This window comes from Bordetella sp. BOR01, from assembly GCF_019218885.1.
Classification (GTDB): Bacteria; Pseudomonadota; Gammaproteobacteria; order Burkholderiales; family Burkholderiaceae_B; genus Bordetella_A.
Genome location: NZ_JAHUWT010000002.1, coordinates 398,180 through 421,172, shown reverse-complemented (window position 1 = coordinate 421,172; position 22,993 = coordinate 398,180). Strand labels below are relative to the sequence as shown.

Here is a 22,993-nt window from a genome sequence, read left to right as displayed (position 1 = left end):
AAGGACTCTCAACACCCCAGAGGCACGCTTTCCCATACATAAAGCGAACAATATTAGGACTACGTGCGTACATCTTCAGTACGCATCCGAGACTATCCAAGACACATTCAAGACATACTCAGTACATGCAGCGGTCACTTCCAAGACACTCTGCGTACGGCTAACTGAGACGCGCCCCATTTACCGTCGATTTCTCTTCGAATGAACCTCGCATAAACAAAATGCCGAGCAGCTTCTTCCTGCATTTCGAACATTCATATTTAGGTGATTTATCTATCGAAATATGATATTTTGATTATCAAAATAGTATATTTTGACAAGCGAAATCGCTTGTCAACTTCATTCATACAGAAGGAGTCGAACGATGAATGAGTCCAGTCTTGATCTAGAAACACTCGCCAGCACTATCGGGTTTGCGCTGATTTCAACGTTCTTCGTCATAGCGCAAGTTCACCGGGCAGTGAAGATCGGTCGAACTCTAATTGAGAATGGTGGTGTGGACGCTTTACTCACGCCTAAGTCCGCAAACTATTTCGTCATACACGCTTGCCTATTCTTGGCATTGCTCTTTGTTTTTCATACAGGAGCAGAAATCATTTTCTACGGGGAGCAACTCCGTACCCTCGCCGGACCCGGTGCCGTGCTTGGCGGTCTAGTAGCACTGTCCTTGCGAATGAGTACCTCAACTGCTGGCCGACAGGGCACTGCCCACTCATAGCCATTTTCGCGCCCGCGAAAACTCACTCGTTAACATGGAGCTAGGCATGAAGAGGAAAACTCTAGCGCAGTCCCTGGTCCTGATTATGGTTCTATCCGCAGGGCAAAGTGCCTTTGCTGGTGGTATCCCAGTAATCGACGCATCGAATCTCGCCCAAGCAATGCAGCAAGTCGAAGCATGGGGAAAACAGTTCGAGCAAATGCAGCAACAACTCCAGCAATTGCAGCGTCAGTACACCAGTCAGAACGGGTTGCGCGGCATGGCGGACCTAGTAAACAACCCGGAGTTACGCAACTACCTTCCCAGTGAGTACCAACACGCGCTCAGTGGCCAGAACATGGAGGGACTTGTGGAGTCAGCAAACGCCATCCGCCAGGCGGCAAGTCTGGTCGATGCTGACAATGCCGGGCTCACCACGGGAAGCGACATAAACCAAGCATTTATCAACACCCAAAACCAGAATGCCCTTAATAGGGCGATGGGCGAAGAAGGATATCGCCAAGCAAGCAAAAGATTTACTGCGATTCAAACTTTGCTCGATAAAGTGAATGATGCGCCTGAGCAAAAGGATATTCTGGATTTGCAAGCCCGCATTCAGGCCGAACAAGCCATGTTGGCCAACGAGCAAAACAAACTCAACACAATCGCTTTTCTGGCACGAACGCAGCGTGATATTCAGCATCAGCAGGCCCGAGAAATCGCGATAAAAGCTGCTCAACCTTCATTGCCTAATGGCTGGTAGAAGGACGATGAAAGAAATGGAAATAAAGTCTGTTGCAGCCGCAATGCTACTGGCTCTTCTATCAGCGTGCTCTGATCAAGTACCGAGCGTCGCAGATCCCCACCATCCCAACGTGGATGGCGTAGCCACAACCCCTAGCGCATTTCTTGAGAAGTACTGCGTAGGAAAAATAGATAACGCAACGTGTGAAAAAGTGCGAACGGCAAGTTCACTTGATGCCGCACAACCCCGCCTACCAAAAGGATGGTGACCATGGCTGCCGATTTTCACTTTTATGAGCGGATACTCTCAGAGCTCAATGGCGCGTTATCCGGATACGTGACGGACGTTGCCACTGATGTGATTGCGTCGATCACGCCAGTGACAACTACCTTGCTCATGATCTACGTCATGCTGTGGGGCTGGTCAATGATGCGCGGCATGATCTCGGAACCCGTGATAGATGGCACAACCCGACTAATCAGGCTATCGGTTATATGCGCTTTTGCTCTGACGATCGGAAACTATAACGGCGTCATCGCGGACTTCTTGTGGCAGAGTCCAGAAGCGTTGGCCAATATCGTGTCCTCGGGTAATGCAGAAAGCACAGGAAACGTCCAATTCTTAGATTCGCTTATGTCTCAGATATACGACTTCGGAAATACCTATTGGGCAAGCGGCAACGCCAGTGGACGATTTCTCCCCGATCTGGGCAAACTAGGTATCGCCCTCGCCATATGGGGTGCAGGCCTTGTCGCCACTGCCTACGGCGCGTTCCTACTCATCCTGTCGAAGCTCGCGCTATCTATTCTGCTAGGGATCGGCCCGATCTTCATTTTGCTATTGATATTTGACGGTACGAAGCGTTTCTTCGATTCGTGGATCGCCCAAACACTCAATTATGTTTTCATGGCCGTAATGGCCGCTGGCGCTGTAAGGCTAATTTTGACCATATTGCAAACGTACCTCACCGCTGCCAGTACAGCAGATGGCGTGGCGGATGTGGCAATAAGTGCCGCGTTGCCCGCTGTCGCACTCTGCGTCATCGGCGCACTGGTCATGATGCAGCTTTCTTCAATCGCTTCCGCGCTGGGCGGCGGCGTGGCCATCAGTACTCTTGGTGCCGTCGCTTGGGCCTATGGAAATACTAAGGGCGGATTAACGTCTATGCGGCCAACGAACCTCAAACGTGGCATCAATAAGATGCGTGCTGATGTCCGCATTGCAAAGAACGCAGCGGTATCAACGGCAACGGCACCATTGGCGGTATATCGAAAAATCACTACGCCAAGGGCAAATCGAGTGGCTCGGGGCTAGAACGTGTCGCAGCTAAATTGTGCCGAGCACTGCTCGGCTTTTTTTTGTACCGGGCCCGGATGAATAATTCCCATGGGATGAAGAACTCCCGGGATGAACAACTCTCATGGAAATTTTCTGCTCACGTAAATCTATGTCTAGTCGTTGTCACCAGTGGATGGCGGGTCAAGGGGTTGGTGCGGCCCGCAGCCCGGAACGGGCGAGGACTCGGCCCCTTGACGCGACAGGAGCGATCTACGCTTGTGACAAGGATCAGAGGATGGGGTAGGCCAATGGCCATCCTCTGGTCCCTTGACGACAGAGGGCGACTCGCTCCCCTCGCGTGCGAGGGGCGGGGGGGAGGTGTACGGCGTATCGATCAAGCCAGCGGTTGAAAATGCGAAGCTATGCTTGGAGACCAACAGACTAGGCGTTCAACGGCTACTCGTCACGTTAAGACCCTTTCACGGGAGTAGCAAAGCCCTGCGCTGGAAAATTTTTTAATTGGTGCCCGGGGCCGGACTCGAACCGGCACGCCGATTATGGCGGGGGATTTTCGTACCACTTCGGCTTTCGCCGCCATCGCTCGAAAGCGACGTTCGTGGTCTGGAGCACGCCTTCACCATAGCCTTTCGACTTTAGGTGTCCGCCGTCTGCTCTCTACACCTTCTTGGAATTTTAAGGCTCCAAGCTTGGCTCGGCATTAGCTCGGACAAGTGTCCAGGGCCTTCACCGAGTTTGACGGACTTCACCCCGAGGATTTCTCCACGAGGGCTCAAATCTCTATGAGTCCCCTGCGTCTACCAATTTCACCACCCGGGCACAAACTCTGACGTCACGACAAAATGCTGTCGATAAATCGACGGACGACTCGCGATTCTCGACCATTTCTTAATTTTGGCATGGCTCCATTAATGCCGATTCTTTGATGGCGTTCAAGATACCGTTGTTTCACCGAGTCAGCAGTAAGAAGATCGTATCTAATCTTTTTAATTACGCTGGATTACTTTTATTTTGCTTAACAACACGCTTTTAGGTTTACTGCGGCAAACGCAGTATGTCTGGGATCTGCGTACAGAAAAATCTGCGTTCGCATGCCTCGGTAATCTCCAGATCTGAAATCGTAGCCCGTCTGCTTTCAGCGTCAGCCTGCCTAGCTCCGCCATGAACAACAACCAAACCATCACCACTAACGAGCATATCCACACGTGTTTCTGATAGAAAGAAGATAGAAGAAAGATAGAGAACAAGACGCTGCCTGGAAAGCCTTGTCCTGCAACGGTTTCCAGAACAGAGGTGGAACGTAACAACGAGTTTATGGAACGCAACAACGCTAATGTGGAACCTAACAACGACAGATGATGGAACGCAACAACGCTAAAATTTTGGACTTATCCACAGGCCTGCTCCGACTGGCGAAGATAGAAGTGGGGAGCAAAAGCTGCTGGATGATCTTGCGACACAGCTGATTTCTCGCTGCAAGGCGTGTCAAGGCCATATCTCGTTGCCTCTCACCCCATCCTCAGCCGATGGAGGACTAAGCGAATGGAACGCAACAACGATAAATTTTTAATGTTTCCATGACCTTGTACTGATAACTTCAAGGCAAGATGAAATCATCAACATCTTCAGTGACAGACAAAGGCCAGCGACAAGAGCCACACAGTCATAACTTGATCCAGACAGCTTGCTCAGCGCCTTTAAGACTCCTCTCAATCCGACCCTCCGCGATCACGTCAAGCCTCTCCAGCTCTCGCATGGCTGGCTCCAGTGCATTCTTACGAAACTTACTCATATGGCTGCCATACTGCGCACGTTTCTTTAGGAACTCCAAGCCATAACGCTGCACCCTATCCGAAGAGACAGAAACAAGGCGTTGTAAGCTCTTGGCCTGATACTGACGCTGCCCCATTCGCAAACGTTTTTCCCAATCAACCAAGCCATACTCGCGATTCGCGAAAATCTCTCGCCAACGGGGGTCCATGCAGAGGCGGTACTCGCGAGCACTAGCGCAGTAATCAAACCCGTCCAGCATGTGCATGACTCGGCTCGATGCACGAGTCCCGATACTGAATTTTGGGATACCGTCTGCCGTGCGCGCTTCGATGGCTATGGTGAAAGTGCTTAAAGCGATGACACCACGATGTAACCAGTCATATGCATATCCTCCCGAATGGCGCCCCAAATCTTGCAAGAATCTCCACCGGGAAATCCTAACCGCCTGCCCCATGGGCGCTTTCGAGCATAGGTACAGAGCATGAAACCAAATATCGGCGACATCCTCTGTCAGTTGCCGGCCCCAACCTTTCAATGTCACTTTCTCGCTGCCATCGATCAAGTCCGAACCCTCGTACATCTGCCTTTTTTCCCATGCAACCGGGGCGAACAGCCGCGAGCGACTTAGATAATTCGGCATAGCACGCATGTACTTGTCCATACCTGGAATAAACAGCATCCCTGGCTTGTTGGCTTCACCTTCGGCACGTTTCTTCGCCTGTATTTGCGCCTCTAGCGCCCGCTGTTGAATTCTTTCCCAAGCGGAAGACTGTTCTAAGGCTCGAGCGGCACTCTGCGGTCGACAAAGTACAACTTTCACGACCGACTCAGGCTTCATCGATGAGCTGAGCGATCGACGAAACCCTGAAATAGACCCGGCGACCAATTTTGAGCTTGCAAGAACGCAGCAATTGAGCCACGTCAGTATTCCCACTCATGGTGATACGTAAGCCTTCGGGGCTTCTGTGCAGAATCTCTGCCACCTGTTGAGTAGACAGCAAGGGAGATCCGCCGAAGCGGTCCAACAACATCTTTTCAGTTGTAGTGACTTCCATCTTGTATCCCTATCAATTTACAAGTACAGATGAAAGATTACGGTTCCCCTGCTAGAATTTGGGAATCATTTTTTCAGAAAATATGATGAACTCCACTCCCAGGAAACTGCAGCCGTTCGTTCGATACTTGGTGAAGTGGGACTTGCTACATTTGGCCGAAACCTGGAACCTGCCGGCTAATGCACACGAGTTGGATCCTTCGGAGATACAACATCACGAACGAGAACAGGCCAGCGACGACCCTCTATTCCTCATTAAGAAAAAACTCCAGCTTAGAGAATGCCATAGCACTCTGCCCTAATTGCCATCGACAACGCCACTTCGGGTGACCTAGCCTAGATTGAGGACACGAAGTACTGTACTGAATTTCAGTACAGTACCGGTACATGCATCAGCTTTCGCCAATTTCACAAAATTTCGCTAACCTACTGATTAGAAATTACTTTCACCTACTTCAACCTACGCTCAGCTTCACCCCACTTCCCTAAACAAACACCTTCGCACGCCGACTCAAAATCCCCCGCCGCAAGGCGTGCCGGTCCGATTCCGGCCCCGACATCAAAAATCCCCAGTATTTACAAGCGTCTAGCGCGATTTTTCGTCTTCTTGCCCTGGCACCAAGGGATTTTTCAGTTTTGCGAGCCAAGTACAGTTCGGTACCGTGGTAAAGCGCAACTGGGCGGATGACCTTCCGCCTCACTCCGACCCACTCAGCCAAGCCTTCAGCCTCACCATCATGGAATGGGGCATCAACGAAACAGCGACCTCGGCACACCGATTATCAAGCGTCTGGTATTGCGCTCTGGTTGTGGCATCGGATGGGGAGAGTCTGGACAAGGCTGAAAGCCGGACAACTCATCGAACTTGGCCTTTCCCGCGTGCTGACGCGCGGCAACAACTTATTCACGGTTCGCTATCTCTGCCCTTGTATGGCCTGCCTCGTCGGGCACAAAGCCATGCACTCGCGTTACCCAGCTATAGTCACTCGTCCATTCGTGCAATGAACGTTGCTCCCACTGGACCATGGCATCCTTCGTTGCTTGTTCGGCCTGTATTCGGGACCAGCTATTAATCGTCATCAGACGACGCAAGGTCTCTTCTTCACCGTACGATCAGTTCAAACTACCCCTATGCTGTATACGGTTGTAAAGTACTGCCGCAGGCAGCCCCCGGTCGTTCCATGACTGATCCAAAGCGGCCCTGCCAATTTTCCGCAATAACCTGAGGCATATGAGTCAGCAAAGGGGCAGTACAGTCCGAAATTCTGCGACATCGCGATGGCAAGCGGTGGCACCGATCGCGTCGGTGATCATCGTTCTTCTTGTTGGCTCGCGAATTCCCGTGCCCGGCATCGATACCGCTGCCCTGGCCGAGCAACTGGCCTACTCGCCTAACGGAGCGATGGCGCGGTTCTCCATCTTTGCCCTTGGGGTCATGCCGCTCCTCGCGGTGTTCGCTTATGCGGAAATCGCGAAACTGGCCTTTCCCTCTTTCGCGCGCTGGCAGATGGCTTCTTCGAAAAATACGTTTCGGACGAGCCTGGTCATCAAGGCCATCATCATCGTTCTCACCGCCATACAGGGATATGGCGTCATGAGCGCACTTTCTGCCATGGGCCTCGTGGATGACGCTCCTGGCGTGACGGGCGCTGGAGTGGTGTCATTCGTCGGCGCTTCTGCGGTGATGATCTGGCTGGCCGACATGGTGCGTGTGCCCAATTTGGGGAATGGCATCTGGTTGCTGCTGGCGATTCCTTTGCTTGGCGCATTGCCGCGTGAATTCGCCACATCGATTGAACTGACGCGCTTTGGCGCGGCCACCTTCATGGACTGGCTGGTGACCAGCCTTGCGATCATCCTTGCCGTCGTGATGATTGTTGTCGCCAACCGGCTGCTGTCCGGGAAGGACGGCGAAGATGGGCAACCCATTTCACTCGCAGTTCTGCTCTGGCCGCCCATTCTCGCCAATACCGTTGCGGGCTATTTCTTCATCATCCCCATGGTGCTGGCCCCGGAGTTGTTTTCCGATGCGCCCGGGTTGTTGACCATGGCGGCTCTGGCCTTGTCCGCCATTCTGATGCCGCTTTTCGTCTGCGCCTATTATCGACTTATCCGGATCGTGCGGCCGGATATCGTACGCAGCGATATCAGGGCGATCCTTCTGGCTGTGGCTGGTATCCAGGTTCTTGTCTGCGTAGGAATGGGCCTTCTGAAACAGGCGACTTCTTTTTCGTTCATCCCCAGCGGCGGGATGCTTATTGCTTGCGTCACGGTCGTACTGGCTCTTATAGGGTCATTCGGCGGGCGCTCCGGGCTGGTGCCGTGATAGCTGTCGTGCGGATCATGCTGGGATTTGCGTTGTCGCCTCTTGCATCAGGAGTGCTGCAAATCTTCTTCATGAAAGGTTTTCGAGGTTTTCCGATCATCATGATCAGTTATCCTCTTGCGTTAGTGCTCGGCATCCCCGCATTTTTTGCCGCCCGGCATTTGGGATGGCTGAGCTTGAAGGCTGTGCTTCTTGGCGGCGCTGGACTTGGATTCTTCGCGGGTTGTGTGCTGGTAGCGCTTGATGGTGGATATCACGAAGGCCCGGTGTGGATTGTTCTTGGCTTTGCAGCGATGGCGGCTCATGGCGCCGTTGTCGCAGGGCTGTTTTGGATCATCGCCTTATCGCAGAGCAACAGAGCTTGAGTTCAATTTCCGCTAACCAGGATTCCCCTCCAGCAAGCATCCCGAGCCCCCCACAAAACAGTGCAGGAAAACGAACCAATCTTATGAAACATCCCTTTTTACCCGCTTGCCTGATTGCTGCATTTCTGGCCGCAAGCGTTCCGTCCTTGGCCGACACACTAGAAAAACCTATTCAAGATGCGTTTGAGGCGATGGCGTCTGCCCAAAGCGAAGAAGCATTCTATGGCGCAGCGCGTACCGTGGTCGCGCTTGGAAGCGATGCTCTGCCGGATCTGACTAAACGTCTGGCTGCAGCGAAGGATGACGATGAACGCCTCAATATCACCTATGTGCTTGCCAATATTGTTGGTCAGATGAAACTCAAGCGGGAAGCAATCGAGTTGCCGCCCGAACTGGTCTCTCTTACCGGAAAACTGCTTCTTGAGACGAGAAATACGCAACTTGAAGCCAATCTTGCCAATTTCAGCGTTGTGGCTCCCCACCCGGCAGAGTTCGGTCCCGGATTGCTTGCACTGCTGGAACGAACGGAAGACCAGGCCTTGCGTGCCACGGCATCCGCTGCGATCGTTTATCAGGGGGCAGAGGTTTTGCCGCTCGTGCAGGACGCTTTCTACCGCAGCACCAACGACAGGTTTACCGGCGATTTAGCCAGGGTCCTCTATGATACGGAACTGAGCGAGCAGTCGATCGCGAAATTGCAGGATTTGCTTAAATCCGACAACTCCGAAGCCCGTCAGTTAGCGGCACGAACACTAGACAAGGCGGGTATAAAAAGCAGCGATTTGCTGGAATCCGCCTTGAAAGATCTCGCTTCGGCCAGAACGGAAGTCGAACTGAGTTTTGCTGCCAGCAAAGTCAGGAAACACACGGACCTCAGCGAGCGCGTCGCCGCCGCTCTTGCCAGCGCATTCGAACGGGCTCACAGGATCGAGGAGCGGGTCGAGCTTGTGTCCGCACTGCTAGCGACCGGCGAGCCCGGGAAAACACAGCTTTTTGCCGTGCTGCAGGCCTCGAACGATCCGGAGGAAATCGGTGATCTGACAAGGGTCACCAACACCCGCCTTCAAGACGACCCACGCTTGTCGGCCGCATATATCGCCATACTAAAGCGCACCGACGACGAAAAGGTCAGCGAGGCTGCGATCCATGGTCTTGTGATGGCACGACAGCCCGGCCGGGAAGCTATAGAGGCGGCATTGAAAGAGCAGCCGGCCGATGAGCGTTTGCGTCGCAGGCTCACAAAGGCGGCCAGTTTCTTCACACCGCGCACGGCGTCAGACTGATAAACGACTGCTGCAATTTCACCGGCAAGCCGCAGTTCGGCATGACGGGACGGCCGATGCCGGGCGCACGTGCGCCGCCCGGCCCATCAGCAACAATCTGTGCGAAAACGCGATTAGGTGGCGACCTGCAAAAGAGTGGTCTTGACAGCGTCGTCGGGTGTACCGGTATCCGCAGGCTTGGCCAATCACGAGTGCAACCCGCCGCCGAGCAAGCTATCATCCATTCCTGCAACCTCACCCGGGAAAGGCAGGAAATGGATCAAGTCATTCAGCGGCTGCGCCAGTTCCGCGACGAGCGAAACTGGCAGCAATTCCACAACCCCAAAGACTTGGCCATGGCGCTCAACATCGAGGCCAGCGAACTGCTGGAGGCTTTTCTATGGAAAGCCCCTGAAGCCGCCGACCCTGAGAAGGTGAAGGAAGAGCTTGCCGATGTCCTGGCCTATGCACTGCTACTGTCCGATGCTTACAACTTCGACATAGAGAAGATCATTCTAGAGAAAATCGACAAGAATGAAGAAAAGTATCCAGTGCACAAGGCAAAGGGAACCGCAAAAAAATACACCGAGCTATGAGTCCGGTGCAATACCGAGCTCAGGCCTTCGGGCTTTAGCTTCTGATCGTCCAACTTCTGGGGGTCAGTTCACAACGCAGAGCGGCTTTTTGTTTGACCGAGTCAATGCGTCAAATACAGTTTCGGGTTCTTCCCCTCAGGTCGTAGACTCTTTCGAATACCAGTTTTGCGGCATCTCGAAAAGACCGTCATCTCGTCTTGCACGCAGGTACTGAAGGTCCTTCGGCGGTATGACCATCTGCAACCATTGGCCATCGCCCGCCAGATCTAGACCCGGGCCGTCGTTGTTGTACAGCACGGCCTTCAAAAAGCCCAAATCACCGGAGTTCATTATGTTCCACTTGCAGCGCAGCAGCGGACGCGTGGCATAGATTTTCAGGATCGTCCGCTTGGCGCTGCTGTCCAGCCATGGATTCCTCGCCTCGCCGGTAAGCAGGCTGACCATCTGAGCAAAGCGCGACTGGCGCGCACGGGCTGGCGCAGTCGCTTGTTCGGAGCCCCAGTGCGGCAGCTTGCCATTCATTTTTGCGACATAGAACCCTCGACCGATCTGCCCCGTTGGCGGCAGGAACCGCTCCTGGATTCCTACAGTGAGAATATTTACGGCCGACGCCTCGCTCGTGCCGTGATAGCCGATGAAGTACATGCAGATCCTCCACTTTGCGTTGGATAGGACTGGCTCTGCGGCATTGTCAGACTCGTCAAACCGGTCATTCCAACAAACGATGGTTTGATGGACGCCTCCATGATCAGGACATATCGCGGCGCCTCATAAAAGACGTCCGGAATCGGCCTCCATCGTTCAACGTTTGACTATACTGGATTTTCATGGGCCAAACGGGTATTCGTGGACGCCCATCAGGACATGGCGTCCAGTGCCTGCTTCAGGCTACCCACCGTACGATCCAGATTGTGCAGCTTATCCAGCCCGAACAAACCCAACCGGAAGGTCTTGAAGTCGCTGGGCTCGTCGCACTGCAATGGCACACCCGCGGCCGCCTGGATGCCTACCTTGGCGAATTTGCGGGTCGAATGTATGTCATCGTCGTCGGTGTAGCTGACCACGACGCCAGGCGCAGCAAAGCCGTCGGCCGCAACACTCTTGAAGCCCCTTTCCCTTAGCAAGGCGCGCACCGCATTGCCCAGCGCCTGTTGTTCAGCGCGCACTTTGTCGAAACCGTACGCCTCGGTTTCTAACATGACATCGCGCAATATTCTTAATGAGTCAGTAGGCAAGGTAGCGTGGTAAGCGTGGCCGCCGCCTTCATAGGCTTCCATGATTTGCAGCCATTTGCGCAAGTCGGCCGCAAAGCTGGTGCTGACCGTGTCGCCGATACGTTGACGGGCCGAATCACCCAGCATGACCAGGCCGCAGCATGCCGATGCCGTCCAGCCCTTCTGGGGAGCGCTGATCAGAATATCGACGCCGACCGCCTTCATGTCGACCCATATCGTGCCCGATGCAATGCAGTCCAGGACGAAGAGCCCGCCCTCGGCGTGCACTGCATCGGCCACTTTGCGCATGTAATCATCGGGCAGAATGATGCCTGATGCGGTTTCGACGTGCGGTGCGAACACCAGGTCGGGTTTATGCTGCTTGATGGCCGCAACGACTTCGTCCACCGGTGGCGGAACGAAAGCCGCCTGCCTACCGGGGTCTTGGGGGCGCGCCTTGAGCACGACCGTTTCTGAGGGAATGCTGCCCATGTCAAAGATTTGCGTCCAGCGATAACTGAACCAGCCGTTGCGGATAACCAGGCAGCGCTTGTTCGTGGCGAACTGACGCGCGACGGCTTCCATGCCGAAGGTACCGCTGCCCGGCACGACGATGGCGGACGAGGCGTTATAGGTTTGCTTCAGCACCCTGGAAATGTCTTTCATCACGCCCTGAAAGGCGTTCGACATATGGTTGACGGCACGATCGGTGTACACCACCGAATATTCCAGCAAACCATCCGGGTCAACGTCGAGCAACAGACTGGGCATGTCTTCTCTCCTAAGTGTTGTATTAGCGTCGCCCCCGAACAGCAGTCAGGGCGTCTGGCTTTTGGCCCAGTTTATACCGACCTCGCCATGCTCGCGCAGCCAGTCACTGACCTTGCGGAAGTGGCTGCAGCCGATGAAGGACCGTAGATTCCTAATGGACCAAGCGGACCAAGCACCAATTTTGAAGGCTGTCTCTGTTTACGCAGGGACGGCCTTTTTTGTTTCACGAATTTCCTGCAGTCAAATCTGATCTCCCCGGGCCTCTCCAGGCTGCGAATACCTATCCGCGAACATCTAGGCTTGCGTGGCACCTGCCATTCCCGAAAATGTCGAAATTGCCACCGCCATTTTCACGATGTGCTTGATGGTCGACTGAGCCTGTTCAGTATTCCAGGCCACCACGAACTCCAGCTCGGGCTCGGGTAGCTTCGGGCAGAGCAGCTCGAGTTCGCCGCGCGCCAGATGTTCTTGGACCAACACGCGCGGCAACAGGGCGATGCCACAGCCATTGACGATCATCTTGACGATGCTGAGCATGTTGTCGCTGGTGTCGATGCTATCGGCCTCGACGCCGAATTCCCGCAGGGCAGAAGTCGTCATCGGAAAAATCGCCGATGGCCGATGCAGGGACCACACAGGAAATGCCGCCAATAATTCGCCGGGCGCGAGTTTGCGTTCCGCCACCGTGGCTTTCAAGGCCGGGGCGATGGTCCAGCACATAGGCACCGCTCCCAGGGATATCGAATCGATCTGGTTCAGTGCAATAGGCGCGGCAACGATCGCGATGTCGATCTGCCCGTTCTCGAGCCGATGCCGCATGTTCACGGTAAGGTCCACCTCGATCTCGTAGGTCACTTTCGGCATCAGGGTTTTCAATTGCCCGACCAGCGTGGGCAGCCAACTCAGCGCCACAATCTCGCCCGCACCGATGCGCACAATGCCGCTGGCGGCTGCTGGGTTGTCCAGCGACACCAGGGCGTCATCGAGCGACCTGAGCAGGGGCTCGACTTTGCGCACGAGTTCCCTGCCTTGAATCGTCAGGACCATACGGCGCCCCTGCCGCTGAAACAACGCAACGCCGACGGCATTTTCCAGATCGCGGATGCGCCCCGAGATGGTGGGCTGGGTGGCGTTCAAGTGCGATGCCGCCGCCTGGAAAGTCCCTAACCGGGCGATGCAACACAGCGTATCCAAGCTTTGTAGGTTGACGTGTTTCATCAAAAAAACCGATTAATAAATATAAAAAAAGACGTCTTTTTATTATGTTTCACGCCCACTACATTTGCAATCCTGAATGCGCCGCAAGCGATTCCCTGCTTGGAGTGCCAACGATAAGAGGCGAGAGACGGATGAAAACAGCATTGCAGACCGGCATGATTGGATGCGCCTTTCATACCCCCCGGTACCACGATACCGCATCGCTTGAAGAAGCCTTGCATCAAGTCACCCGGAATGCCCTGCTGGACGCCGGACTGGATATCGCAGACATCGACGGCATCGTCGTCGCGGCAAACGATCAATACGATGGCCGAGCCATTGCCATCATGGCGGCATCCGGATCGGTGGGCGGTGTCGGCCGCGATATTCTTTCTACACCCTCCTGCGCCGAACATGCTTTCGTGCTGGGTAGCCTGCGCGTGGCATCCGGCCAGTTCCGCACGCAACTGATCGTGTCCTGGAGTCCGTTGGAGACCGCAGCGCTAAACGATGCCCAGCGCCTGGGAACCGATCCTTACTTCCATCGCCAGCTTCCCCTGGACGACCTGTCGTCGCACGGGCTGCAAGCCAACGCGCTGGAAGCGCGCGTACCCGGCATTCGCGACGCAGCGATCGCGATCGCCGAGAGCAATCGCAAGCATGCCGCCATTGCCTATCCCGAGTTCTCGGCCCACCCTGTCGAGCCTGAGATCATTGCCAGCGGCCGCGTCGTACGCTGGCCTTTGACCGAAGGCATGGTCAGCAAACCGGCTTTCGCCGCGGTGGCCCTGGTGCTGGCCAGCGATGAATTCATTGCCGAACGCAATATTGCCAATCCTGCCTGGATCCAGGGCATTGGCTGGGCCACCGAGCCAGGCTTCCTGGGAGACCGCGACCTTGCCGACCTGCCTTCGCTGCGATCGGCGGCTCGGCAAGCATACGAAGCTGCCGGCATCAAGGACGCCGCCACATCATTCGACCTGGCGGAAGTGGCCGATGCCACCCCATATCAAGAACTGATTGCGCTCGAAGCCCTGGGCCTTTGCGAAGCGGAGCAATGGAGTGCAAGGATCGGCCGAGGCGACTTCAAGCGCGGCGGCGCGCTCCCGGTCAATCTCTCCGGCGGAGCGCTGTCATTCAACCCGGTGTTCTGCACTGGATTGCTGCGCATCGCCGAAGCCGCAAACCAGGTGCGGGGATGCGCCGGACGGCACCAGGCCGACCGCGCCAACAAGGCGCTGGCACACGGTGCCAGCGGCTTTGCCATGCAATACAACACCGTTGTCGTATTTGGACGCGACCCTAAAGAGGCTCAGCAATGAAGGCACCCCGTGTCGGAATCATCGGAATCGGACAATCTGACTATAAATCGCGCCGAGACGACGCGAACTATCCCGAACTTGTGCGCGAAGCCGTCTCGCTGGCGTTGAACGACTGCCAGCGTTCGTTGGAAGACATGGAGGCGGTGGTCTACTCGCTGGCGCCCGATGCATTGCTGGGCATCGGCAACGCCGAACGCCTGGGCGTGGATGCGGTCGGTGCGCACAACAAGCGCTTCATGCGGATCAACACCGGTGGATCTACCGGTATCTCCTCCGTGGCTGCCGCGCACTCGCACGTCGCGGCAGGCGTCTGCGACATCGTGCTGGTGGCCGGCGCAGACAAAGTCGGCGAATGCGGTGACTCGCAGACCATCATGAACAAGATCTGGGACCCCACCTACGAAAGATCACTGCCCCTGGGAACCATCACCATGCTGGCCATGTCGGCGCTGCGGTACATGCACAAGTACGGCATGACCCAAGAAGACATGGCACGCGTCATTGTTAAAAACCGCGCCCACGCGGCCTTGAACCCCCGTGCCCATTTGCGCAAAGAGACCACCATCGAAGAGGTCATGGATTCACGCATGATCTCGTGGCCGATCAAGCTGTTCGACTGCTGCCCCCAATCGAGCGGAGGCTGCGCCATGGTGCTGGCCTCGGAAGACTACATCCGTGCCAACAATCTGGAAGCCGTGTGGATCACCGGCGTGGCGCATTCGTCCGAGAGCTACTACCTGGGCGACCGCATGGGCAAAGGCTTCACCGCCGACCATGCCGATGCGCATGCGCTGGGCGAATCGTTCCAGCGGTCGTACAAGATGGCCGGTATTACCGACCCCGTACGCCAAGTCGACGTGGCCGAGCTGTATGCGCCTTTCAGCAACACGGAATTCCACGCTATCGAGGCCGCCGGACTGGCGCCGCTTGGGCAGTCTCCCCGCATGCTCAAGGAAGAAGACTATTTCAGGATAGGCGGCCGCCTGCCCGTAAATCCTTCGGGCGGCACGGTCTGCTCGAACCCGATCGCGGTGACCGCAATGATCCGCGTGGCAGAGGCCGCGCTGCAGGTATGGGGACGCGCAGGACAGCACCAGGTACCAGGAGCAAAAGTGGCCATTGCCAGCGGCAATGGCGGTGACCATCAGTTCTTCGGAACGATGGTCGTAGAGGCTTGACGGAGAGGACGATGGAACTATTGAAGCGAACCGAAAACTGGAACATCACCTACGAACACGCGCTGGGCGAGACCGCCAGCTGGTTCTATACCAAGATCCGCGATGACGCCGAGATTTACGGCCGGCGCTGCCCCAAGTCTGGGCGGGTGCTGGTGCCGCCGCGCGCCTTTTCGGACCAAACGCTGGAGCCCACGACCGATTGGGTCAAGGTGGGCCCGGCAGGCGTGATCGAAGCTTTCACTATCGTCTATGACGCATTCAAGAACCTGCCTCCTCCCCCCTATGCCTTCGGCTACGTGCTGCTCGAAGGCGCCGACACCGCTATCGGCGGCTACTTCAAGAACGTGGATCTGAGCAACCCGGCCGAAGCCGCCGAGAAGCTGGCGATCGGCACGCGCGTCATGACTCACTTCGCCAAAGAACGCACCGGCGACGTGCTCGATTTCTGGTTCGAACTCGCCTGACGAGAACAGCAACAACAGCGGCCGCTCGCGGTGGCGGCCTGTAGCCTGCAACAGGAGAAGAAACACAAAATGGCCGCATCACTCCCCGCGGGCAAGACCTTCCCGGCCTTGCTCGCAGAACAAGCGCTGCGCTATGGGCCAAGAGAGGCCGTAGTCGGGTCCGGGCAACGCCTGACCTATGCCGAACTGCACACCGAAGTCCTGCGCGTTGCGCGCGGCCTGTTGAACCTGGGCGTACGTCGCGGAGACCACGTCGCCATCCTGATGAATAACCGGCCCGAGTGGATCGTTTCGTTTCTGGCGATCCACCAAGTCGGCGCCGTGGTGGTCGCGCTGAACACCTGGGCCACGCCACGCGAACTGGAATATGCGCTGCATCATGCCGATGTCACGATACTGCTCGCCATTGAAGGCATCCGCAGCCACGATTACCGGCAGACGCTGGCCGACGTCCGTCCGCGCCTACCGTTGCTGCAGCATGTGGTCTGGCTGGGCGCCGCACAAAACGCCAGCAACAGCGACTATCGATGGAACGATTGGAGCACGCTGCTGCGAGGCGTCAGCGTGGCACAGGCCGAGGCGCGCGGCCGGGAAGTCGGTGGCGAAGATGTCGCATTCTTGTTGTATAGCTCGGGCTCGACAGCCGCGCCTAAAGGAATTCTGCTGCGCCATCAGGCTTCGATCGAGAACGGGTGGAACATCGGCGAACGCCAGCACACCACGGCAGATGACCGAATCTGGCTGGTAGTATCGCTGTTCTGGAGCTTCGGCAGTGTGAACGCCACCGCCAACGTGCTGACACATGGCGGTTGCCTGTGCCTGCAGGAAAAGTTCGACGCCGGCGAGGCGCTTGCCCTCATCGAACGCGAACGCTGCACGCTGTTCTACGGCACTCCCAATATGGCGTATGCGCTGCAAGACCATCCAGATCGCCCGCAACGCGACCTGTCGTCCCTGCGCAGCGGAGCCACCATAGGCACGCCGGAGCAGCTCAAGCGCATCATGGACCTGGGCGTGCACCAGATCTGCAACGTCTACGGTCTAACTGAGACCTACGGCAACTGCGCGGTGACCGATGTCGATGACTCGCTGGATATGCGCCTGCACTCGGTCGGCATGCCGCTGCCCGGTGTGCACGTGCGGATATGTGACCCGGAAACCGGGCACGAGCGAGACACCGGCGAGATAGGCGAAATCCGTATTAAAGGCTATTTGTTTGCCGGCTACTACAAGGATGAGGCCAAGACCCGCGAAGCCTTCGATCACAAGGGATACCTGCGTTCCGGAGACCTGGGCCTGACGGATGCATCCGGCCGGTTGTTCTACCGCGGCCGTATTACTGAAATGGTCAAGAGCGGCGGTATCAACATCGCGCCTATCGAAGTGGAAGAGACCTTGATGCGGCACCCCGATGTCCACGCCGCCTACGTGGTGGGCGTGGCAGACCCGGTGGTGGACCAGGTCCTGGCCGCGGTGGTGGTCACTCACGGCGACACCGCTCCCAGCGTGGCGGACCTTACCGCGCTGTGCCGACGCGATCTGGCGGCCTACAAGGTGCCCGCCCTGTATCGCTTCGTCCGGCAGGAAGACTTGCCCCTGACCACGACCGGCAAAGTGCAGAAACTGAAGCTGCCTTCGCTGTTCATGGATGAACCCCCTGGCGCCTGAAATGGCGTATCCCAAAGGCGCAAACATGCATTCCGACCCCACCGCGCCGCAGGCACTGGCCGGCATCCGCATCGTCGATGCCAGCCGGCTGTTGCCCGGGGCGCTTTGCACGCAAATGCTGGCGGACCTGGGCGCAGACGTCATCAAGGTCGAGGCCCCGGGGCGCGGCGATTACCAGCGCGACTTCGCGCCGATCAACCGGCAAGACTCGGGCACCTTCCTGCTGTGTAATCGCAACAAACGCAGCTTGACGCTGAACCTGAAGAGCCAGGCTGGCAAGCAGGTCTTCATGGCGATGGCGGATCGCGCCGACGTCGTGCTTGAAGGGTTCCGGCCCGGCGTGATGCAGCGCCTGGGCCTGGACTACGAAGCGCTGTCAGCGCGCAATCCGCGCCTGATCTATTGCGCGATATCCGGCTTTGGCCAGGACGGACCGTACAAGCACCTGCCCGGCCATGACTTGAACTATATGGGGCTGCAAGGCGCCCTGCAGATGTTCGGCCGGGGCGGAAGACCGGCGGTACCGGGCACCCTGGTGGCCGACATCGGTGGCGGCTCGTTGATGGGCGTGTTCGGCATTCTGGCGGCGATCGTGGCGCGCCAGACAACCGGACGGGGCCAGATGGTCGATGTATCGATGTTCGACGGCGCGCAATCCTTCCTGGCCTACCACGCTGCCGAGCCGCTGTTCGCGGGCCGCGAGCCCCACGGCGGCGAATACCTGAACCTGGGCGGTGCGCCCTGCTACAACGTCTATCGCTGCCAGGACGGCAACTACCTGGCGCTGGCCGCGTTCGAAGAACATTTCTGGATGCGGTTCTGCGAGGTAACCGGCCTGGTGCAGTGGAAGGATCAACAATGGCCTGAAGGCCAGGCCCGCGATGCCCAGCAGCAATCGCTGGCGGCGCTGTTCACCAGCCGAACGCGCGACGAATGGTGCCGCTTCCTGGCGGGCCACGATCTACCTGTGACGCCGGTCAACACCATGGGCGAAGCCCTGGCCGACCCCCACGTGACCGCTCGCGGGCTGATCCAGCACATGGACCACCCCGTGGAAGGCACGATCCCGCAGTTGGGCTTCCCGGTCAAGTTTTCCGACACCCCGGGCCAGTTGCGCCGGCCGCCGCCGACGCTGGGCGAACATTCGAATGAAATCCTGGCCGAACTGGGCTATGACGCCGCGGCGATCGACCACATGCGGGCCAGCGGCGTCGTCTGAGATCCCGGCCGGCATACTGCCGGCGCCCTCCTACGCGGGTGCCTCTTCCGGCACGCACAGTGCCATCAGTTGCCGAACCGACTGGTGCTCGAGCTGGCCAACCGCCTGCACAATGGCGTCGACGCGTTGCTTGGGCAGGCACAGGCTGGCATTGGCCGAGAATTTGGCCAGCACATCGGCGCGGCTCATGGGATTCTCGGCGCTGCCACGAGTATGCGGCACGATTTTCTCCCGCCGGCCATCTTTCGTCTGGACGATCACCCAGCCTTTGTAGGCCCGGCTATCGGGTGCAGCATCGTCGACTGCATGCTCGATTCGATCCGCCAGCGCCAGGATGGCAGGGTCCGCCATGTTGGCCGGCGAATAACTTCCCGCGTCCAGCCGGCCGGTACATAGTGCCTCGGCCAGCGAATACTGCAAGCTGGTGCGGGCCTGCGCTTCGCCCAGCGGACGACGCTTCTCATCGGCAGGAGCGCACACGATACGCACCATGTATTCTGCGATGGGGCACACCACGCGCTCGACATCTTCCGCGCGCAGCCCTTGGCGCCGCATTTCAAGGATGGCATCCAGGAACGGATGGATCACGTGGGCGCATGGATATGGCTTGAAAACAATATGCCGCCCCTGCCAATCTTCGCCCAGGCCGTCGGTTATGCGTGTGAAATCGGGTTGGAAATCATCGCGCTGGATGTGAGTGCGAAACAAGCCGAAACGCCCCTCGAATACCGTGCCAGGCCCCGAGTAACCGCTCTTGGCCAGCGTTGCCGCCGTGATCCCGCTGTGGGCGGCCCAGCCGGGGTGCATGATCTGCGCCCAAGTGCCGTCTGTCCAGCTTTCATTGATTCCGCCAGCCATGCTGCCAGCGATACCGGCGGCATGGCCGGTACGCGCGGCATCCAGGCCGTACAGCCGGCTGGCTGCATAAGCACAGCCGAACGGCCCGGCAATCGCCGTAGGCTGGAAACCCGCAACGTGAAAACCGCCCTGTGCCACCAGGCCGATGCGGCAGGCCAGCTCGGTACCGCCGATAAGGGCCAGCAGCAATTCCTGCCCCGTGGCCCCGACTTTTTCCCCTGCGGCCAAGGTTGCCGCCAGCAAAGGGCTGGTGGGATGAACGATCGAAGCGCTATGGGTGTCGTCGAAGATCAACGCGTGCGCCAGCATGCCGTTGGCCAGGGCGGCCCAGGCCGGACCTGTGGTGAGGTGCATGCCCAGCACCCGGCAAGGCCCCGGCTGTTCGAAATCGGCCACGGCGCGGCCCATGACATCGCCATATTGCTGCGCACTGGCCGCCAATGCCACGCCCAGCGTATCCAGTATCCGCAGCTTCGCGCTGGCGACCAGGTCAGCGGGGATCTGATTCCAGGCCAGTGCCGACATCCACTGGGCGGCAACTTGGTTGACGGTAGGTGTCATGTCTGCTTGCCGCATGGGCGGCCCTCCAGCGATTCACACAGTGGGGCGGCCGACGCCAGGCCGTCAAGGCCCAGCACCATGCCGATGACGTGCTCGGTCGTCTCGGCCGACAAAGACACACTGGCGCACGACTCGAACTTGGCAATGATGTCGCTGTCGGCCAATGGCCGGCTGGATCCCCCCGGTGGCACATCGCGCCGCTCTACCCAGGTGTTGCCATCCTGGGTTTGCACGCGCAATTCAGCGGGAAACTCGCCATTGTCAGGAAGACCGTCAGCCATCTCGATGGCAGTCGCTTGCATCAAGCGCGTCAACGCCGGATCGCCGAGCACGCTGTCATCGAACTGCCGGAATGTCAGTTCGCCGTAAAGCATCGCGGCCGCAACGCAATAACGCATGTTCACCCGCGCTTGCAAGGTATTGCATGGCTCTTCCTCGCGCAGTGTCATGGCGTTCCAGGGATGCACCAGGCAAGTGATATGCGTGATCCGCGCGGCGTCGAATCCCGGCCGGGCGCGCAGCGCCAGCGCCGCGTCCACGGCGGCATGCGTCGGTGCACCAGAAGGATAGGGCTTGAAAGTAATGCCCGAGGCCATCAATTCCAGCGGCCGGCCGAAGTCTGGAGGCACGAAGGCGTGCGGCGAGAAGGTGGGGAACAGGCCGTACTTTCCGTCCAGCCCGGCCGCATCCGCGCTCATGCCGGATTGAGCCAGCAATGTGGCGTGCACCGCGTCGCGCGCCGTCAGCCCCACATGCAAGCCCATGGTCATGGTGCCGAAGTTCTGCCGCAGGCCGCTGGCCATGGTGGCGGCAATACCCAACGCCGCCACCGTGCGCTCGAGCGGCAGGCCCAGCAGCCGGCAACAGGCGGCGGTCGCGCCGACAACCCCCAGCACACGGGTCACGTGCCAGCCTTTTTCGTACAGCGCGGGATTGGCCGCCCGCCCCAGTGCCACACCGACCTCGAAGCCGACACTGTAGGCCTCGATCAGGCTGCGGCCCGGCAGATCATGCACCTGGGCCAATGGCAGCAGCGCCGATACCAGCGGTGAACTGGGGTGGGCAATCATGGGCACGCTATTGTCGTCGAACAGCTCTGCGTGCGCCGACGTGCCATTGATCAGGGCGGCGCTCAGAAGATCAGTCTTGCCGCCCATGCCGTGGATCGAGGCCGCCGGCGCCGCGCCGCGCGCCAGTTCGATATCGGCGACGATGCGCGGGCCATCGAGCCGGGAACCCAGCAAGGTCACGGCCAGCGTATCCAGAAATGCCCGTTTCACCAGGGCAACGGCCGGCGGCGGCAATATCTCGATCGAGAATCCGGCACTCCATTGCGCAATTCGGTTGCTCAGCGTGTCGTTCATGGTGTGTTCGATGCCGACACTTCAGCCAGCGCCTCATGGATGGATTTGAAAATCACGTCTATCTCGCTCAACACGCCAGATCGTGCCCCGCCGGCAAAATGGGGGGTCAAGATGACGTTATCCAGTTTCGAGAAGCGATCATGCGCCGGCCGCGGTTCGATTCGATGCGTATCCAGCCCGGCGCCCGCAATACGGCCCGTTGCCAGGGCGTCATACAGTGCATCTTCGTCTACCAGGCGTCCGCGGCTGACGTTGATGAAGAATGCCTGCGCACGCATGGCCGCAAAGGCCGCCGCACCGATCAAATTGGCGTTCTGCGGCGTGTTGTCGACATGCAGCGACACAAAATCGGATGCCGCCAGCAGATCGTCCAGGGCGGCATATTCGATGCTCAGCGCGCTTTCCTGGCCAATGGACACGCGGTTCCGCTTGTAATACAGCACATGCATGCCAAACGCGTGCCCCAGGCGCGCCACCAGGGTACCCACCTCGCCCAGGCCTATCACCCCCAGCGTGCTACCGTGCAAACCGGTAGAGCCAACCAGGTTCGCCCAGTTGTACGACACGTTCTCGATGGGATGCACGTGCGCGGCGTCATAGCGGCCTTCGCGCACCGCGCGGTCGGCCGGCAGCAAACGGCGCGCCAGCGCCATCATCAGCAGCAAGGCATGTTCGGCGGTATAGCGCAGCGTACGGCGCGGCACACACACCACGTTCACTCCGGCAGCCTGCGCCGCGGCAATATCGACACCATCGGCGCGCTCGCCCAGGCGAACGATCAGCCGCAGGGCGGGGTTGGCGGCCAGCACCCCGGCATCCACCAAGCCACGGCGATAGACGATGATGTCGGCGTTGCGCACCGGCCCCGACGCCAATTCGACCGTGGATCCATCCGCGCTGGTGATACCGCGCGCAGAGTGGCGGACGACCGACAAATCGGCCAGTTCGGGTGCAAAGAAATCACGGACCCATGGGTCGTCATGACGATTCAGCAGCACATAACGGGCGATGCGTATGACAGGGTCATCGTCCAGGAAAACTATCCGCGGATGCATTGCGCAAC

General features: G+C 58.0%; 20 protein-coding genes. 12 read left to right on the top strand and 8 right to left on the bottom strand.

What is annotated here, in order from left to right; translation table 11 throughout:
* Nucleotides 1–764: 764 nt before the first annotated feature.
* Both virB5 and KW845_RS09750 read left to right on the top strand, forming a co-directional pair.
* Complete coding sequence (virB5, locus tag KW845_RS09755) at nucleotides 765–1,460, top strand: P-type DNA transfer protein VirB5 (RefSeq protein WP_218369031.1); 696 nt, start codon at nucleotides 765–767, stop codon at nucleotides 1,458–1,460.
* Nucleotides 1,461–1,712: 252 nt separating this feature from the next.
* Nucleotides 1,713–2,756 carry a type IV secretion system protein gene (locus KW845_RS09750; RefSeq protein ID WP_218369030.1) on the top strand — a complete coding sequence of 348 codons (1,044 nt, stop codon included), beginning with the start codon at nucleotides 1,713–1,715 and terminating at the stop codon, nucleotides 2,754–2,756.
* 1,645 nt (nucleotides 2,757–4,401) lie between these two features.
* On the opposite strand, the gene KW845_RS09745 is transcribed toward KW845_RS09750, so the two are convergent.
* Together KW845_RS09745 and KW845_RS09740 are read right to left on the bottom strand one after the other, a co-directional pair.
* Entirely contained in the window at nucleotides 4,402–5,331 is a 930-nt protein-coding gene (locus tag KW845_RS09745; protein WP_218369029.1) for a TrfA, read from the bottom strand.
* A 7-nt stretch (nucleotides 5,332–5,338) separates the two neighbouring features.
* On the bottom strand, nucleotides 5,339–5,566 hold the full coding sequence (locus tag KW845_RS09740; RefSeq protein ID WP_370628196.1) for a DNA-binding protein: 228 nt from the start codon (nucleotides 5,564–5,566) through the stop codon (nucleotides 5,339–5,341).
* A 179-nt stretch (nucleotides 5,567–5,745) separates the two neighbouring features.
* On the opposite strand from KW845_RS09740, the gene KW845_RS29720 reads away from it, so the two are divergent.
* The 5 genes from KW845_RS29720 (at nucleotide 5,746) to KW845_RS29460 (ending at nucleotide 10,114) form a co-directional block, all read left to right on the top strand.
* Entirely contained in the window at nucleotides 5,746–5,895 is a 150-nt protein-coding gene (locus tag KW845_RS29720; protein ID WP_218369028.1) for an HNH endonuclease, read from the top strand.
* 976 nt (nucleotides 5,896–6,871) lie between these two features.
* Nucleotides 6,872–7,891, top strand: coding sequence for a hypothetical protein (locus KW845_RS09730; RefSeq protein WP_218369027.1), 1,020 nt, complete (start codon nucleotides 6,872–6,874; stop codon nucleotides 7,889–7,891).
* A gap of 8 nt (nucleotides 7,892–7,899) precedes the next feature.
* Complete coding sequence (locus KW845_RS09725; RefSeq protein WP_218369026.1) at nucleotides 7,900–8,256, top strand: hypothetical protein; 357 nt, start codon at nucleotides 7,900–7,902, stop codon at nucleotides 8,254–8,256.
* 83 nt (nucleotides 8,257–8,339) lie between these two features.
* The gene (locus tag KW845_RS09720) at nucleotides 8,340–9,539 is read left to right on the top strand and encodes a hypothetical protein (RefSeq protein WP_218369025.1); all 1,200 of its coding nucleotides are present in this window, start codon (nucleotides 8,340–8,342) and stop codon (nucleotides 9,537–9,539) included.
* 41 nt (nucleotides 9,540–9,580) lie between these two features.
* A complete protein-coding gene (locus KW845_RS29460; protein ID WP_255592521.1) occupies nucleotides 9,581–10,114 on the top strand; it encodes a nucleotide pyrophosphohydrolase in 534 nt (177 codons plus the stop codon).
* Nucleotides 10,115–10,249: 135 nt separating this feature from the next.
* On the opposite strand, the gene KW845_RS09710 is transcribed toward KW845_RS29460, so the two are convergent.
* The 3 genes from KW845_RS09710 to KW845_RS09700 form a co-directional block, all read right to left on the bottom strand.
* On the bottom strand, nucleotides 10,250–10,759 hold the full coding sequence (locus KW845_RS09710; RefSeq protein WP_218369024.1) for a hypothetical protein: 510 nt from the start codon (nucleotides 10,757–10,759) through the stop codon (nucleotides 10,250–10,252).
* A 212-nt stretch (nucleotides 10,760–10,971) separates the two neighbouring features.
* Nucleotides 10,972–12,099, bottom strand: a complete 1,128-nt coding sequence (locus tag KW845_RS09705; RefSeq protein ID WP_218369023.1) for an aminotransferase class V-fold PLP-dependent enzyme — start codon at nucleotides 12,097–12,099, stop codon at nucleotides 10,972–10,974.
* Nucleotides 12,100–12,393: 294 nt separating this feature from the next.
* Complete coding sequence (locus tag KW845_RS09700) at nucleotides 12,394–13,317, bottom strand: LysR family transcriptional regulator (protein ID WP_255592636.1); 924 nt, start codon at nucleotides 13,315–13,317, stop codon at nucleotides 12,394–12,396.
* A 131-nt stretch (nucleotides 13,318–13,448) separates the two neighbouring features.
* Between KW845_RS09700 and KW845_RS09695 the strand changes: the two genes are divergently transcribed.
* From KW845_RS09695 to KW845_RS09675, 5 genes are all read left to right on the top strand, one after another.
* Nucleotides 13,449–14,618, top strand: coding sequence for a thiolase family protein (locus KW845_RS09695; protein ID WP_218369021.1), 1,170 nt, complete (start codon nucleotides 13,449–13,451; stop codon nucleotides 14,616–14,618).
* Nucleotides 14,615–15,796 (top strand): thiolase family protein, encoded by a 1,182-nt coding sequence (locus KW845_RS09690; RefSeq protein ID WP_218369020.1) that lies wholly within the window; start codon nucleotides 14,615–14,617, stop codon nucleotides 15,794–15,796. The genes KW845_RS09695 and KW845_RS09690 overlap by 4 nt, the downstream gene beginning before the upstream one ends.
* Before the next feature lie 11 nt (nucleotides 15,797–15,807).
* The gene (locus KW845_RS09685) at nucleotides 15,808–16,260 is read left to right on the top strand and encodes a Zn-ribbon domain-containing OB-fold protein (protein ID WP_218369019.1); all 453 of its coding nucleotides are present in this window, start codon (nucleotides 15,808–15,810) and stop codon (nucleotides 16,258–16,260) included.
* A gap of 69 nt (nucleotides 16,261–16,329) precedes the next feature.
* Nucleotides 16,330–17,928, top strand: coding sequence for an AMP-binding protein (locus tag KW845_RS09680; RefSeq protein WP_218369018.1), 1,599 nt, complete (start codon nucleotides 16,330–16,332; stop codon nucleotides 17,926–17,928).
* 25 nt (nucleotides 17,929–17,953) lie between these two features.
* Nucleotides 17,954–19,147: a CaiB/BaiF CoA-transferase family protein gene (locus tag KW845_RS09675; protein WP_218369017.1), complete on the top strand. Its 1,194-nt coding sequence runs from the start codon at nucleotides 17,954–17,956 to the stop codon at nucleotides 19,145–19,147.
* Between the two features lie 30 nt (nucleotides 19,148–19,177).
* Here the strand turns inward: KW845_RS09675 and KW845_RS09670 are convergent, their stop codons facing one another.
* Genes KW845_RS09670 through KW845_RS09660 form a run of 3 tightly spaced genes read right to left on the bottom strand, consistent with a single transcriptional unit; the run spans nucleotide 19,178 to nucleotide 22,985 of the window.
* Nucleotides 19,178–20,581, bottom strand: a complete 1,404-nt coding sequence (locus tag KW845_RS09670; protein WP_218369016.1) for an MmgE/PrpD family protein — start codon at nucleotides 20,579–20,581, stop codon at nucleotides 19,178–19,180.
* Nucleotides 20,563–21,930, bottom strand: coding sequence for an MmgE/PrpD family protein (locus tag KW845_RS09665; RefSeq protein ID WP_218369015.1), 1,368 nt, complete (start codon nucleotides 21,928–21,930; stop codon nucleotides 20,563–20,565). Before KW845_RS09665 ends, KW845_RS09670 begins: the two co-directional genes overlap by 19 nt.
* Nucleotides 21,927–22,985 carry a 2-hydroxyacid dehydrogenase gene (locus tag KW845_RS09660; RefSeq protein WP_218369014.1) on the bottom strand — a complete coding sequence of 353 codons (1,059 nt, stop codon included), beginning with the start codon at nucleotides 22,983–22,985 and terminating at the stop codon, nucleotides 21,927–21,929. Before KW845_RS09660 ends, KW845_RS09665 begins: the two co-directional genes overlap by 4 nt.
* Between the last annotated feature and the right edge of the window lie 8 nt (nucleotides 22,986–22,993).

Coding starts and splice junctions, on each gene's coding strand:
- KW845_RS09670 (WP_218369016.1), bottom strand. CDS start 20,581: ATGCGGCAAGCAGACATGACACCTACCGTCAACCAAGTTGCCGCCCAG.
- KW845_RS09660 (WP_218369014.1), bottom strand. CDS start 22,985: ATGCATCCGCGGATAGTTTTCCTGGACGATGACCCTGTCATACGCATC.
- KW845_RS09720 (WP_218369025.1), top strand. CDS start 8,340: ATGAAACATCCCTTTTTACCCGCTTGCCTGATTGCTGCATTTCTGGCC.
- KW845_RS09690 (WP_218369020.1), top strand. CDS start 14,615: ATGAAGGCACCCCGTGTCGGAATCATCGGAATCGGACAATCTGACTAT.
- KW845_RS09685 (WP_218369019.1), top strand. CDS start 15,808: ATGGAACTATTGAAGCGAACCGAAAACTGGAACATCACCTACGAACAC.
- KW845_RS09740 (WP_370628196.1), bottom strand. CDS start 5,566: ATGGAAGTCACTACAACTGAAAAGATGTTGTTGGACCGCTTCGGCGGA.
- KW845_RS09710 (WP_218369024.1), bottom strand. CDS start 10,759: ATGTACTTCATCGGCTATCACGGCACGAGCGAGGCGTCGGCCGTAAAT.
- KW845_RS09695 (WP_218369021.1), top strand. CDS start 13,449: ATGAAAACAGCATTGCAGACCGGCATGATTGGATGCGCCTTTCATACC.
- KW845_RS09705 (WP_218369023.1), bottom strand. CDS start 12,099: ATGCCCAGTCTGTTGCTCGACGTTGACCCGGATGGTTTGCTGGAATAT.
- KW845_RS29460 (WP_255592521.1), top strand. CDS start 9,581: ATGACGGGACGGCCGATGCCGGGCGCACGTGCGCCGCCCGGCCCATCA.
- KW845_RS09680 (WP_218369018.1), top strand. CDS start 16,330: ATGGCCGCATCACTCCCCGCGGGCAAGACCTTCCCGGCCTTGCTCGCA.
- KW845_RS09750 (WP_218369030.1), top strand. CDS start 1,713: ATGGCTGCCGATTTTCACTTTTATGAGCGGATACTCTCAGAGCTCAAT.
- KW845_RS09665 (WP_218369015.1), bottom strand. CDS start 21,930: ATGAACGACACGCTGAGCAACCGAATTGCGCAATGGAGTGCCGGATTC.
- virB5 (WP_218369031.1), top strand. CDS start 765: ATGAAGAGGAAAACTCTAGCGCAGTCCCTGGTCCTGATTATGGTTCTA.
- KW845_RS09700 (WP_255592636.1), bottom strand. CDS start 13,317: ATGAAACACGTCAACCTACAAAGCTTGGATACGCTGTGTTGCATCGCC.
- KW845_RS09675 (WP_218369017.1), top strand. CDS start 17,954: ATGCATTCCGACCCCACCGCGCCGCAGGCACTGGCCGGCATCCGCATC.
- KW845_RS29720 (WP_218369028.1), top strand. CDS start 5,746: ATGCACACGAGTTGGATCCTTCGGAGATACAACATCACGAACGAGAAC.